The sequence below is a fragment of the Paenibacillus sp. JJ-223 genome (genome assembly GCF_927798175.1).
Lineage (GTDB): Bacteria > Bacillota > Bacilli > Paenibacillales > Paenibacillaceae > Paenibacillus > Paenibacillus hubeiensis.
In genome coordinates this window covers 1-11691 of sequence record NZ_CAKMMP010000023.1, presented here as the reverse complement: position 1 = coordinate 11691, position 11691 = coordinate 1, and the positions used below count along the sequence as shown (strand labels likewise).

The 11691-nt window shown below is 46.4% G+C and carries 15 protein-coding genes; 6 read left to right on the top strand and 9 right to left on the bottom strand.

Features of this window, described 5'->3' with window-relative positions:
• Positions 1-5: 5 nt before the first annotated feature.
• Positions 6-1079 carry an S-methyl-5-thioribose-1-phosphate isomerase gene (gene mtnA, locus L6H98_RS28865; protein ID WP_236421157.1) on the top strand — a complete coding sequence of 358 codons (1074 nt, stop codon included), beginning with the start codon at positions 6-8 and terminating at the stop codon, positions 1077-1079.
• A 67-nt stretch (positions 1080-1146) separates the two neighbouring features.
• Here the strand turns inward: mtnA and L6H98_RS28860 are convergent, their stop codons facing one another.
• The 3 genes from L6H98_RS28860 to L6H98_RS28850 all read right to left on the bottom strand — a co-directional run bounded on the left by L6H98_RS28860 (position 1147) and on the right by L6H98_RS28850 (position 3307).
• Positions 1147-1449, bottom strand: a complete 303-nt coding sequence (locus L6H98_RS28860) for a DUF1805 domain-containing protein (protein ID WP_236421156.1) — start codon at positions 1447-1449, stop codon at positions 1147-1149.
• 353 nt (positions 1450-1802) lie between these two features.
• Positions 1803-2285 carry a hypothetical protein gene (locus L6H98_RS28855; RefSeq protein WP_236421155.1) on the bottom strand — a complete coding sequence of 161 codons (483 nt, stop codon included), beginning with the start codon at positions 2283-2285 and terminating at the stop codon, positions 1803-1805.
• A 74-nt stretch (positions 2286-2359) separates the two neighbouring features.
• Positions 2360-3307 carry an SMI1/KNR4 family protein gene (locus L6H98_RS28850; protein ID WP_236421154.1) on the bottom strand — a complete coding sequence of 316 codons (948 nt, stop codon included), beginning with the start codon at positions 3305-3307 and terminating at the stop codon, positions 2360-2362.
• 214 nt (positions 3308-3521) lie between these two features.
• Here L6H98_RS28850 and L6H98_RS28845 point away from each other — a divergent pair, with 214 nt between their 5' ends.
• Entirely contained in the window at positions 3522-4208 is a 687-nt protein-coding gene (locus L6H98_RS28845) for an aquaporin (RefSeq protein WP_236421153.1), read from the top strand.
• 466 nt (positions 4209-4674) lie between these two features.
• Here L6H98_RS28845 and L6H98_RS28840 read toward each other — a convergent pair whose 3' ends face one another.
• Together L6H98_RS28840 and L6H98_RS28835 are read right to left on the bottom strand one after the other, a co-directional pair.
• Positions 4675-5232, bottom strand: coding sequence for a 2'-5' RNA ligase family protein (locus L6H98_RS28840; protein ID WP_236421152.1), 558 nt, complete (start codon positions 5230-5232; stop codon positions 4675-4677).
• Between the two features lie 128 nt (positions 5233-5360).
• Positions 5361-6059 carry a metallophosphoesterase family protein gene (locus L6H98_RS28835; RefSeq protein WP_236421151.1) on the bottom strand — a complete coding sequence of 233 codons (699 nt, stop codon included), beginning with the start codon at positions 6057-6059 and terminating at the stop codon, positions 5361-5363.
• Positions 6060-6310: 251 nt separating this feature from the next.
• On the opposite strand from L6H98_RS28835, the gene L6H98_RS28830 reads away from it, so the two are divergent.
• Positions 6311-6859 (top strand): AAA family ATPase, encoded by a 549-nt coding sequence (locus tag L6H98_RS28830; RefSeq protein ID WP_236421150.1) that lies wholly within the window; start codon positions 6311-6313, stop codon positions 6857-6859.
• A 91-nt stretch (positions 6860-6950) separates the two neighbouring features.
• On the opposite strand, the gene L6H98_RS28825 is transcribed toward L6H98_RS28830, so the two are convergent.
• Together L6H98_RS28825 and L6H98_RS28820 are read right to left on the bottom strand one after the other, a co-directional pair.
• On the bottom strand, positions 6951-7193 hold the full coding sequence (locus tag L6H98_RS28825; protein ID WP_236421149.1) for a hypothetical protein: 243 nt from the start codon (positions 7191-7193) through the stop codon (positions 6951-6953).
• Positions 7194-7265: 72 nt separating this feature from the next.
• Positions 7266-7718: an ATP-binding protein gene (locus L6H98_RS28820; protein ID WP_236421148.1), complete on the bottom strand. Its 453-nt coding sequence runs from the start codon at positions 7716-7718 to the stop codon at positions 7266-7268.
• Between the two features lie 351 nt (positions 7719-8069).
• Here L6H98_RS28820 and L6H98_RS28815 point away from each other — a divergent pair, with 351 nt between their 5' ends.
• Positions 8070-8579 (top strand): hypothetical protein, encoded by a 510-nt coding sequence (locus L6H98_RS28815; protein ID WP_236421147.1) that lies wholly within the window; start codon positions 8070-8072, stop codon positions 8577-8579.
• A 69-nt stretch (positions 8580-8648) separates the two neighbouring features.
• Here the strand turns inward: L6H98_RS28815 and L6H98_RS28810 are convergent, their stop codons facing one another.
• On the bottom strand, positions 8649-9035 hold the full coding sequence (locus L6H98_RS28810) for a DUF423 domain-containing protein (RefSeq protein ID WP_236421146.1): 387 nt from the start codon (positions 9033-9035) through the stop codon (positions 8649-8651).
• A gap of 294 nt (positions 9036-9329) precedes the next feature.
• Between L6H98_RS28810 and L6H98_RS28805 the strand changes: the two genes are divergently transcribed.
• The gene (locus L6H98_RS28805) at positions 9330-9764 is read left to right on the top strand and encodes a hypothetical protein (protein WP_236421145.1); all 435 of its coding nucleotides are present in this window, start codon (positions 9330-9332) and stop codon (positions 9762-9764) included.
• 44 nt (positions 9765-9808) lie between these two features.
• Complete coding sequence (locus tag L6H98_RS28800) at positions 9809-10657, top strand: DegV family protein (RefSeq protein WP_236421144.1); 849 nt, start codon at positions 9809-9811, stop codon at positions 10655-10657.
• A 77-nt stretch (positions 10658-10734) separates the two neighbouring features.
• Here the strand turns inward: L6H98_RS28800 and pdaA are convergent, their stop codons facing one another.
• On the bottom strand, positions 10735-11520 hold the full coding sequence (gene pdaA, locus L6H98_RS28795; protein WP_236421223.1) for a delta-lactam-biosynthetic de-N-acetylase: 786 nt from the start codon (positions 11518-11520) through the stop codon (positions 10735-10737).
• Positions 11521-11691: the final 171 nt, after the last annotated feature.

Genomic DNA, 11691 nt, shown 5'->3' with positions numbered 1-11691 from the left:
ACACCATGACAACAACCGATTATCAACCTCTGTCTTCCCTTATATGGAAACAGGACAAGCTTGAAATGCTGGATCAGCGACTGCTTCCCGAAAGCATCGTTATGCTGAAGCTGTACACGCCGGAAGAAGTATGGGAATCCATCCACTCCATGAAAGTCCGCGGAGCGCCAGCCATTGGCATCGCTGCTGCCTTTGGCGTGGTGCTGGGTGCCAAAGCTTATGACGGCTCATCCATCGAAGGATGGCTGGAACATGTCAAATCGATCTGCGCCCACCTGGCTACATCGCGTCCTACAGCCGTGAACCTGTTCTGGGCACTGGATCGCATGTTGAACAAAGCGCAGGAATTGGCTCAAGCCGGAGCCTCCATCGATGACGGCAGCGCCGCCTTGGAAGCGGAAGCCTTGTTGATCCAAAAAGAGGACGAAGAAGTGTGCCGTATGATCGGTGAAAATGCGCTGCCACTCTTCGAGCACGGCATGGGCGTGCTGACGCACTGCAATGCCGGCGGACTCGCTACGGCCAAATACGGTACGGCGACCGCGCCGATGTACCTTGCCAAGGAACGCGGCATCGAACTCAAGGTATTTGCGGACGAAACCCGTCCCGTGCTGCAAGGCGCGCGCCTGACTGCATTCGAGCTGCAGCAAGCCGGCATCGACGTTACGCTGCTATGCGACAACATGGCCGGCATGGTCATGTCCAAAGGATGGATTCAAGCCGTTATCGTTGGTACGGACCGCGTGGCGGCCAATGGCGACGTAGCCAACAAAATCGGCACGTACAGCCTCGCCGTATTGGCGAAGGCCCACAATATTCCGTTCTATGTGGCAAGCCCGCTGTCCACCATCGACTTGTCCACGCCGTCCGGCGATCTCATTCCGATCGAAGAACGCGCAGCCGAGGAAGTCACCGAAGGATTTGGCAAACGCACGGCGCCGCAAGGCGTCAAAGTGTTCAATCCTGCGTTCGACGTGACCCCGAACGAATATGTAACGGCCATCATCACGGAAAAAGGCGTCGTGCGCGCACCGTTTAACGAAAACCTTGCCGCATTGTTTGCGGACGAACAGGCTTAATAATAATAAAAATAAAGAAGGCTCCCCTCCGGGAGCCTTTTGTCATCATGTCGTAATTAAATCTAAATTAAATCATTTTCAATAGAGCTTCGACGCCGCTCATGCCCACGGTAATGCCCATCGCTTCGGCTTCGGTCGTTACCGATTCCATAGGCGCATGCAGCAGCTGATCCAACGTGCGTACGCCGACCGCACGGGCGGCAATGATTTTACGGTCCCCTAGCTTCTCATTCAGCAGCCCAACGTCCAAGGCACCACACATGATGTATCCCTTCGACGTATTTATCGTCAGCAAAGTGGTTTTGGGCAGCTTCACTTCCACGCCTGTCAGAACATGCCCTTCCACCACGATCGGTTCCATGGTCACCATCTGTTCGTTCCTCCTCTTCATCGCAGATCACGATAAAGTGTATGCCTGAATCAGGGCGGCTGTGTGGACATCTGCCCGGGTTTAATAAGATCTCGATGATGGGCCGCAACCTAACTTATCAACGTTAATCTAATAGGTTTACTGTGCACCTACGGTTCGAAGCGAACCTCAAGAATACGGATTCGTCGTTCCAGACGGATAATCATATGAAATGCGACATCTGCTGGTTTCATGCTAAGAGTAAAATTCAGCTTCCCATACACTATCTGTATAAATAGAAACAGACTCATCCCCCGTAGTACTCTAGGACAAAACAAATAGCCTGAACCCTTGTTAAGAGGCTCAGGCCACCTTCATTTTTTGATTTCCGTTTTTTGATCGGGATAAGGTTTTCCTTCCGCATCATCCTCAGCGTATACATACCAGTGAGTGTACACTGGTTCATCTTTATCCGTTTCGACGTTCTCTGGCATGCAGATGAACCGGTAGACCGCAGCATCTTCTCCGCGAACCGTTAAAGTAATTGCAAGCTCCGGGTCGCCCCAACTTGGATACTTTATACGGTACTGACCATCAACCACCTCGCTTTGAAAGGATGGACTTGTCATGAATGCTTGGGTCTTCGTAAAAAGAAGCTGCACCTCTGCTTCGTTAAGTTCTTCTTTGAGCTTGTAAGTAACTTCAACCCTAGGAGTGGAGTAACGAATCTCCGTCTTTTGGATAAGTGGAAAATTCTGCTTGATATCCTGCCTAAAAGCTTTAACCCCTTCCGAAGACACTTTGGTGTATGAAGTGCACGCCGTCATGAAGAGAACCAGAGCCAGAACCGGCGCCATCCGGAATACGCTGAAGTATGGCGTAGTGCTAAACCTCATCCGATCACCTGCTTTTTGAAGATTCGCCTGTTTCCTTAAAGTGAACCTTGGAAGTTGGGAGAACGATTTTCCTCATTCACCAAACCCCGAATAAAGGTGTCAACATCGGGAGCGAGCCAAGTGATCTTGTAACCTTGGTTTTTATCGATATGAACAACCTCGGGCTCGCCAGCATTCCCGGCTGCCCGATAATCCAGCATCACCACCTCTGACTCGGCCGGGCACTCGCATAGCACTACGCCAATTTCCGGGTAGCCTCCTTGCTCGATGATGAATCGGCTGCCGGCTTCTCCACACAGCGAGTGTCTCTTCTCCCGCCCGATGCCCAGCATGCCCGAAACCTCAATGCGTCTCTTCTCGGTAGCGTCCGCATCGCTGACAGCGAAATACCGATAACGCGGAACTCCACCATTATGTAATTTCATCATCTTAATATAGGATGCGGGCAGCTTGAAAACCAATTGTTCCTCCACGGCAGCAATCTGCTCATCGGTCGGCGGGGCCAACACAAATTGTTCTGCGGTTTCTGCGTGATCATCCCAAAAATCCCCGATTTCCGCTTCGCCAATGCTTGCCGTTTCGATTGGGGTTCCGGCGGCAGATTGGGCTGTCCCTACAGCCTTCTCATCGGTTTTGGTTTTGCTCCGAATCCATTCCAGAAATTCTTGCGTATCTTCATCTCCCGGCTCCAGTCGGTCTGCCTTTTCAAAGGCTTCACGGGCATGTTCATATTGCTCCAAATAATAATAAGCCAGACCGATGCGATAATGCCAGAGCGGGTCATCCTGTCCCTCTTCAGCAACCGACAAGAACTGCTCGACTGCTTCTTCGTAACGCTCCAAATTATTCAGTGCTCTCCCCAGATGGCTGACCAGGGCATAATCCCGCTCTTCCTCCTTGATCTCTGTAATCGCATCCACGATCTCCTCGAATTCATCCTGTTCATGCCAAGCTTCAAGCCGTTCCAAGAACTCATCTTTCATTGGCCTTGCCTCCCTCTCCTATTCTTTGTAGAAATTATATCATTTAGGTGCTGCACACTCCACAAAGGCGATCGATACCAAACATCCGTCGTCTAAAACCGTGCAGACTTCTCTTCATTTTGAAAACGGGTCCATGTCCTCTTTTCTTGTACAGTTTTTGTATACTCGTTTCGTTTAATATCAAAAAGGATTTTTATTTCTTGGGAGGTAGGTTATGAACGTTTCATTAAAGAAGTATGCTGCTGAATTCATTGGAACTTTTGTTCTGGTTCTATTCGGCTGTGGCAGTGCCGCAACGGCAGGGGGAGAGCTTGGATATTTGGGCATTGCATTGGCATTCGGGCTGTCTATTGTGGCGATGGCCTACGTGATCGGACCGATTTCGGGATGCCATATCAACCCGGCGGTTTCACTCGCCATGTTCATGAGCCGTAAATTAAAGGGTAGCGACTTTATCGGGTACGTTATTTCGCAAATCCTTGGGGCGATCGCTGCCTCTGCCCTTCTGTACGCCATCATCGTCTCCGCAGGCATGCCCACGACGGGGCTCGGTCAAAACGGTTTCGGCCCTGGCTACGGGATCGGGATTACGGCGTTCATGGCGGTCATTGTCGAGGTCGTTTTAACCTTCGTATTTATTTACACGATTCTGGGCGTGACCTCCAATGAAAGCAATGGAAACATCACCGGTCTGGTCATCGGACTAACGCTCGCTTTCGTACATATTCTTGGCATCGCCTTGACGGGAACGTCCGTCAATCCTGCAAGAAGTCTGGGACCAGCTCTTTTGCTCGGCGGACAGGCCTTATCCCAATTATGGGTGTTTCTCATCGCCCCGCTTGTCGGTTCGGTATTGGCCGTTGCTGTGTATCAAGGGCTGAATAACCATAGGGGAAAGTAAGGGCACAACGCTCTTTTATTTTTTAACGTATAGCCTCCGCTCCTTCCAAAGATGGTGGGGGCTATTTTTTTGCATCCAGATAAAAAAGAAGAGATCGGACGGATTTAAACGGAGATTTAAATTCCATTGTCGCCTCGTGCTATTAAGAAAACCAATGCTCTTCACCAATAGTTTCAGTTAATACCTAAATCAGCTTACAGTAATTACACCACACATATGTATCCCTTCGACGCATTTATCGTCAGCCAAGTGGTTTTGGACAGCCTCATTTCTAGAATCGGTCTTGTAGGAAAGGACAAAAAATGGTTACTAATTGTAACACAGAGAGTTTCCCTTCTAGTTTCATAGGACCTGACTTAAAAATATGGCTATGTTCGATCCTAATGTTAATTACTAAGCATAAGACAACCGCCTTGCTTAGCAAGGCGGTTGTACTGTGGAAGTGATTCTTTGGTTATATCGTAATTTAGACCATGCCCAAAGCTTTCGTATGAATAGATGGTGACTTTATACATTTATTATTCTCGTATATAGCTTTGATTACTGATATTTCAACGATACTAGCACTTATTTTTTCGATTCTTTTAGTGCAGTAAGACATCGCTTCTTTTAAATTCTCATCGCTTAATCTGTTTGCTATTGTACAGTGAGGTATCCAGTTATTAGGAAGATATTGAGACTCAGCATTCATTCGATATTTTTCAAAAAAACTGTGATGATTAGCATGGAACGTTAAAAACTCTATGGAAGGAACAGGAGCAAGGAATAAAATCCCTGTGTTCAAAAAGGTCCCTATCGAGTTCATAGTGATTGAAAGTTGTTTTTTTGATTCATAAAAGCAGTCAAAATCGCTTATGAATTTCTCGATATCTACGTCAGAGTCATAACCTGCTATCGTAATATGAGGTCGTCTATCTTGTACTTCTTCTGCATATTTGGAAACTGCATTATCACTCAACTCTTTCCAAACCTGCTTTACATAGAGCTCTGTATCCTGGTCAAAATGAGCAACAACTCCGTACACCGCTATAACCCCCTCAATAACTTTAACCCCTAACCTGAATCTGTGTAAGATTCATTTGTTTTCTTGCTTTCTTTAGTCTCTCACCAATGGCATTTTTCATAAAAGCCCCCGATCATTGACATATTTTTTTATTTCAACTTGATCATATCTGTATACAGCAATCTCTGCTTATTAGGCAACTCAAAGTCATGATGAAAATGGCCAAAGTACCATTGCTTATACACTACCTTCTGTTCAATGTCATAAAAATATAGATGCATCTCATCCAGATCCATATAAATGTCACACCTCTGCTCAATGTATTCCAAGGCTGTGGTTGAGCAAGTGTGAGTAAGTATGTAATCCATTTTCCAGTTATGCCTCTCTAAGTTCTTCAATCCTTCTTGGTACTCTTCTAGTGATGGCATCTCTCGACTCCACCAGGATTTACCTTCCTTGCGGTATTCTTTGTCGTGTGAAGCAGCCCCTCCAAACGTGAAAAACTTCTTCTCTTCAATAGTGAACACCTGTCCACGCATCAGATGAATAACGCTGTTGTTGATTCTATGCACCATACCGCCATTCCATTGTTCGACTGGATACTCTTCAAGCAAATCAAAGTTCTCATGATTACCATCTATAAAAAGCGTTGTGAAAGGCTTCGTCTTGTTCAACCACTTTAGCCAGTATTCGTCTTCATGACTACCATTCCAAATCAATCCAAAATCACCTAAAATAATTACATAATCATCTTTCGTCAGTTGTTTTTGTTGTGGGAAATTTTTTGAGTTGAGACGTTTATTAACGCTAATGGTTCCGTGAATGTCTCCGGTAATATAGATCGCCATACTTTTCACCCTTTCTCCAAGATCGTAAAGGAACTGGAGTAATATACATATTCATATTACCACTGTTTGGAAAGGATTTACCCATGGATTTAAACTGAAACGTCGGAACCAAAGGTGTGACGATTCAGTTCGAGCGATGAAATTCAATTACCGACTTTAGGGATTTATTCTAATTTTTGTCAAACCAATTTGGCAGGTTAGTGGATTGAAGGGTGTTGTTTTAAACCAACATTTAATTAAGGAGAATATTTATGAAACAAGGCCGAATTATTATAATTACGGGTTCACCAGGGACGGGTAAAAGTACAACGGCATCCATTGTTGCTAAAGAGTCTAATTTAACAAAGTCGGTACATATGCACACTGATGATTTCTATCACTATATTCAAAAAGGGACAATCCCTCCATTTTTACCGGAATCACAAGAACAAAACTTGATTGTTATTGAAGCCTTTTTGGAAGCTGCAAAACGTTTTGCACGTGGTGGGTTCGATGTGATTATAGATGGAATTGTTGGTCCTTGGTTTTTAGAGCCATGGTTAAAAGCTGTACAAGATCATTATGAAGTACATTATATTATCTTAAGAGCGACTAAAGAAGTAACCATGAGACGAGCAATCCATCGATCCAAATTGGACGAAAATTCCAACATAGAGTTGGTAGAGAACATGTGGGAGCAGTTTAACAATTTGGGTCGCTATGAATCCAATATTATTGACACAACCCATCAATCCATCGAACAAAGTGTTTCAACAATAAAAGCTGTGATTGAAAAAAAATCTTCTTTACTCACGATTTGATGCGTTACACAGTTAAAAATCGATATCCCAATGTACGTAGCCTAACGAAAAAACCACTTCAAGCATCATGAAGTGGTCCCATGGAATTTGGTTACTGCTTTTTTTTCATATGCCTTATGTCCGATAATTCCTTTCGAATGGCCAATATGCGTTCAAGTTCCGTTTTGCGGGTCTGCTCTTCGTTCGCCAGATTCAAATGATGCGCATCCATTTCAACAGGTCCTTGACCACCAAGCTTCTGAGGCGGAGCAGCTCTGCCCGGCTGAGCCCGTTTAGGGAGCTGGCTTCGTTTTGATTTCATGATTTTCTCGAAAATGCTGTCTCTAGGTGGCATGCCGATCATCCTTTTTTTACGTCAGTCATTATATCATCGGTATAATCCACAAAAAATATAAGAGACAAACGTTTACTCTACTAGCTTGGGGTCTGCTTTCTCAACGAAGAAATGTCCACCCGTCGACCTAACGGTATATAACTCGTCAAATCCTTCACGATATGATGGGGATTGCATTTTCTTCAATGTACTCTTGATGCCGATTTCCGGAATTCTTTCTTCCCCCGTCCTTTTCCCGTTTCTTTCCAACGAGAGGGCATAGTCGGGCTCAAAAAAATAACCGATGACTTTAAATCGATGTTCTTTGGCACAGCCTATATATTTCTGCCGCTCTTCCATGGTCGGATTGGTGTTGTCGATGACAAAAGGCTGCTTGGCCTCCAGCGAAGCTTGTATAAACAAGTTCTCCCGATTTCTCGTCCTCAACATGTCGAGATTAATCCTCATGTGTGTTTGGAAAAACCTCTCTCTATAGAACGTTGATTTCCCTGAAGCCTGAATCCCGATAAAAATGACGCATTCCATGCTTACTCATCCCTTGAAAAATAAATATGATTCCTTTTCCACAATCAACTTGCCTGAAGCTGTATTTCGTATCCTTTCATTCTGTCACCAAAATCGCCTTTTTCATCACGTGCTCCTTTCAATGCTAGTGTCTGTGTGCTCAAACCCCATATACACACCCTATTTTCTCTGTATTGAACACTAGGATTATTACAATTTTAATGATATAGTTAATGATGTTCATCATTGCATTTGTCAAGGCACCTGCCTACGCAGTGCAATTTACATAAGTTCGGCAAAGGCAATGTCTGGATGTAATCGTGTACAAGGCCAATGTCAGACGACACATATCTTTTAACGGGGCTGGGATCAATGAAAGAAAACTTATCCAATAGTGAAGACGTCGGCTATTTGTTTAACGTCGATATTCTAATCAAGAGCCGCTCGAACGCTTTGGCAATGCAGTCCCTCTTGGAACTCTTAAATGCAGGGGAACCGATCGCGGATTTTCGGATCCAATCCGGCATCGAGCTTGGCAAAATTATCGAAGCGACCATCCAAGCGAAAAAAGACTCCATTATTGCACGGCAAGGAAAAAAAGTGCAAGTGCAGGCACAAGCACAACCGACCGCTCCGCCGGAGGCTCCTGCTTCCAAAGAGACCGGTTCGCCTACCGGCAATTCGTTTGATGCATGGATTGAAACGCTAATCAAGGAAAAACGACTGACGCGGATCGTTGTGAACAACAAAAAAGGCAAACATCAGAGCATTCCATGCCGAATTTTAAATTTTGACCGGGACAACGATATGGTCAGCGTATATCATGTGGATGAAAAACAGGTTTATTCTTTTAAAACCAATGAAATCGATGAGTTTTTATAATATCGCCAAAACAAACGAAAGCAGCCTACGCCGGAAACGTCATCACTTCCCCGTAAGCTGCTTTTTCCTTCATTTTCGGCTTGCGCCGCGCTGCCACAAATCGAGCGCGAACAGCAGCCATCCGAGAATGAACGCTACGCCTCCGATGGGCGTGATGGCTCCCAACATTTTGACCCCTGTTATGGTGAGTGTATACAAACTTCCCGAAAAAACGATAATGCCGATCAACAACAACCTCGCCGCCCAGCGAAGTTTGGCCGATTCACCGAGTTGCCCTGCCGTCAGCCCGATGATCAGCAAACCGAGGGCATGAATCATGTGATACTGCACCCCGGTTTCATATACGGCGATGGCGTCGGCCCCAACGAACTCCTTCAGCATATGCGCTCCAAATGCGCCTATGGCTACGGACAGCATCGTCAATACGGCACCAACCGTCATCCATCTTCGTTGCATGTTCTTCTCTCCTCTTGATTCAGTCTTCCCACTTTCACTCTGCACCATGTTTATTGTAACGAAATGACGGGGCATTTGCCAGTTGCGCAGAATGACGCCGTTCATTTCCTCCCGGCACGGATGAGGCTTAATCTCGTATACATGCTGCATGCATACAAAACCTTGATTTTTATCGTTAATTATGGAAAAGTTATAAGGTAAAATTGCAGCGAGCTAAGGATTGCAGTTTTGTCAATGAAAGAAAAAAATGAAGTTTAAAACCCTACTATAACGGATAAGGAGGGACATTACGTTATGGATCAAAAGCCTGGGCATGAATTTGACTTCCCTGAATCATCCCCCAATCAGGATTATCATGCAAACGATCAATCATCTAACCCAAAAACAAAACATTCCGGTCCCGGAATCGCCAGTTTCGTGATCGGCATCACGGCGCTGCTTGCCTACATCGTCATATTTGTTCTGGTGACAGCCGCGATAAGCAGCTACATGGGCCATGCGCTCACTCCCGAGCAAGTGGAACAGCTTGCATTGCACCCGGCCATCATCCTGGCCTCCGTCTCGATGCTGGCCTGCATCATTCTTAACCTGGCCGGCTTAATCGTCGGGATCGTCGGCCTGGTCATACGGAATCGCAGGAAAGTATTCGCCGTCATTGGAACCCTGCTGAATGGCCTGATGATTCTGGCCTGTGCAGCTCTTGTGTTCGCCGGGATCTATCTACTTTAATGATGTAACGTCTTCAACATTCCAATTGAACAAAGGAGATCGACATGCCACGAATCAAAATTTTTTCGGACAGCACCAGCGATTTGAATCCCGAATGGATTCAGACTTATGACATCGGCGTCATTCCCCTTTACGTCGTTTTCGGGGACGAATCGCTAAAGGATGGGGTGGAAATCACCCCTGAACAACTATATGCGCGAGTGGACCAGGACGGACGGCTGCCCAAAACAGCTGCACCCTCCCCGGCCGATTTCATGGCTGCTTTCAGACCCTACATAGAACAGGGAGACGACATCCTGTATATCAGCCTGTCCTCCGATCTTTCTTCCACATATCAGAACGCCAAAATTGCCAGCACTGAATTCCCGGAGGGGCGAATTTCCGTCGTAGATTCCCTTAATCTGTCTTCCGGGATTGGTTTGCTCGTCATGAAGGCGGTGCAGGCGGCTGAAAAAGGGCAAACCTTGGCTGAGGTCACCAAGCTGGTGGAAAGCGTGCGGCCCCATGTGCGAACAGAGTTTGTCATTGACACCCTGGAATATTTGTATAAGGGCGGACGCTGCTCCGGCATGCAAAATCTGATCGGCAGCCTGTTGAAGATCCGTCCGGTCATTCGTGTGGCCGACGGGAAAATGACTCCGGCTTACAAAGTGCGCGGCAAACGGGAAAAAGCGATGGATCAGATGCTCCAGAACAGTCTGGCCGATAAAGAGCAGATCGATAAAGACCTGATCATCGTTGTGCACACCATGGCGAAGGAGGATGCGCTTGCTCTCCAAAAAACGCTGCAGGAGCAAACGGGGGCCCGCGTAGAAATCACGACCGCCGGATGCGTAATATGCAGCCATTGTGGTCCAAAAACAATCGGCATCATTTATCATACCGTAGTCTAACCAAACATCGAAAAAGGGCATTCCTGCACGCGGACGTCGTACGCCGGACAGGATGCCCTTTTTATGTGAACTTACCCTCAATAACTTTTCGTCTTCAGCTCGTTCAAATGTTTGAATACATATCCCTGCTTGCGCGCTTCGTCGATAATGGATGCCAGCGCCTCCGTATTATCCTTTGAGACCGAATGAAGCAAGATGACCGCCCCGGGATGTAATTGCTTGAGCACTTGCTGACGCGCATAATCGGTCCCCCGCTGAACGTTCGTATCCCAATCCTTGTAAGCTACGGACCAAAAAACGTTCACATATCCTTGGGCACGGCTCTCGGCCAATGTACGGTTGTTGAAAATGCCGCGCGGCGGGCGCAAATAGGACGTTTGTTGGCCCGTGAGACGATGGATCTCCGTTTGAACCTGTGCCAACTCCGTTTTTATTTTTTCATTGGAGATGCGAGTCATGTCCGGATGGCTCCAGGAATGATTCCCCACGACATGCCCTTCCGCTGCCATGCGTTTCACGAGTTCCGGCTGATCCTTTAAATAATGGCCTGTGACGAAAAAGGCGGCAGGCACCTTCTTGTCGCGCAAAACATCCAGAATCGCCGGCGTAAATCCATTCTCATACCCGTTGTCAAACGTGAGGTACAATTCCTTTTGTTTCGTATCTCCCAAAAAAATGGCATCATTCTGCTGCAAAATGGCTTTGAAGCCTTCTTGATCAATGGACGGCAGCTGGCCTTTCTCGCTTTTTTTGAAACCAAAATGATAAGCCCCGTTAATCGGCGATGCATCCACTTGTCCCGTGCCCACCAACATGCCAATGGCCAGCAAGGTCAATTTGGCGCAAAGTAAAAATCGCTTCATCATATTCTCTCCTGTTCCTGAGTATAGGGCGTCGTTCTCCGACACAGACGTACAACCATCTACAGGTAATATGCCACAGGACTTTCGAATATATGTAACGGTGCAGCCAGCCTTTTCCTCAATCCAATAACGGAAGCAGTCTCTCAAATAAATAGCTATAATATTGAAAAT

Bases quoted from the DNA above. Each gene is read 5' to 3' on its own strand.
- mtnA (WP_236421157.1), top strand. From the start codon at position 6: ATGACAACAACCGATTATCAACCTCTGTCTTCCCTTATATGGAAACAG.
- L6H98_RS28860 (WP_236421156.1), bottom strand. From the start codon at position 1,449: ATGGTGACCATGGAACCGATCGTGGTGGAAGGGCATGTTCTGACAGGC.
- L6H98_RS28855 (WP_236421155.1), bottom strand. From the start codon at position 2,285: ATGGCGCCGGTTCTGGCTCTGGTTCTCTTCATGACGGCGTGCACTTCA.
- L6H98_RS28850 (WP_236421154.1), bottom strand. From the start codon at position 3,307: ATGAAAGATGAGTTCTTGGAACGGCTTGAAGCTTGGCATGAACAGGAT.
- L6H98_RS28845 (WP_236421153.1), top strand. From the start codon at position 3,522: ATGAACGTTTCATTAAAGAAGTATGCTGCTGAATTCATTGGAACTTTT.
- L6H98_RS28835 (WP_236421151.1), bottom strand. From the start codon at position 6,059: ATGGCGATCTATATTACCGGAGACATTCACGGAACCATTAGCGTTAAT.
- L6H98_RS28830 (WP_236421150.1), top strand. From the start codon at position 6,311: ATGAAACAAGGCCGAATTATTATAATTACGGGTTCACCAGGGACGGGT.
- L6H98_RS28825 (WP_236421149.1), bottom strand. From the start codon at position 7,193: ATGCCACCTAGAGACAGCATTTTCGAGAAAATCATGAAATCAAAACGA.
- L6H98_RS28820 (WP_236421148.1), bottom strand. From the start codon at position 7,718: ATGGAATGCGTCATTTTTATCGGGATTCAGGCTTCAGGGAAATCAACG.
- L6H98_RS28815 (WP_236421147.1), top strand. From the start codon at position 8,070: ATGAAAGAAAACTTATCCAATAGTGAAGACGTCGGCTATTTGTTTAAC.
- L6H98_RS28810 (WP_236421146.1), bottom strand. From the start codon at position 9,035: ATGCAACGAAGATGGATGACGGTTGGTGCCGTATTGACGATGCTGTCC.
- L6H98_RS28805 (WP_236421145.1), top strand. From the start codon at position 9,330: ATGGATCAAAAGCCTGGGCATGAATTTGACTTCCCTGAATCATCCCCC.
- L6H98_RS28800 (WP_236421144.1), top strand. From the start codon at position 9,809: ATGCCACGAATCAAAATTTTTTCGGACAGCACCAGCGATTTGAATCCC.
- pdaA (WP_236421223.1), bottom strand. From the start codon at position 11,520: ATGAAGCGATTTTTACTTTGCGCCAAATTGACCTTGCTGGCCATTGGC.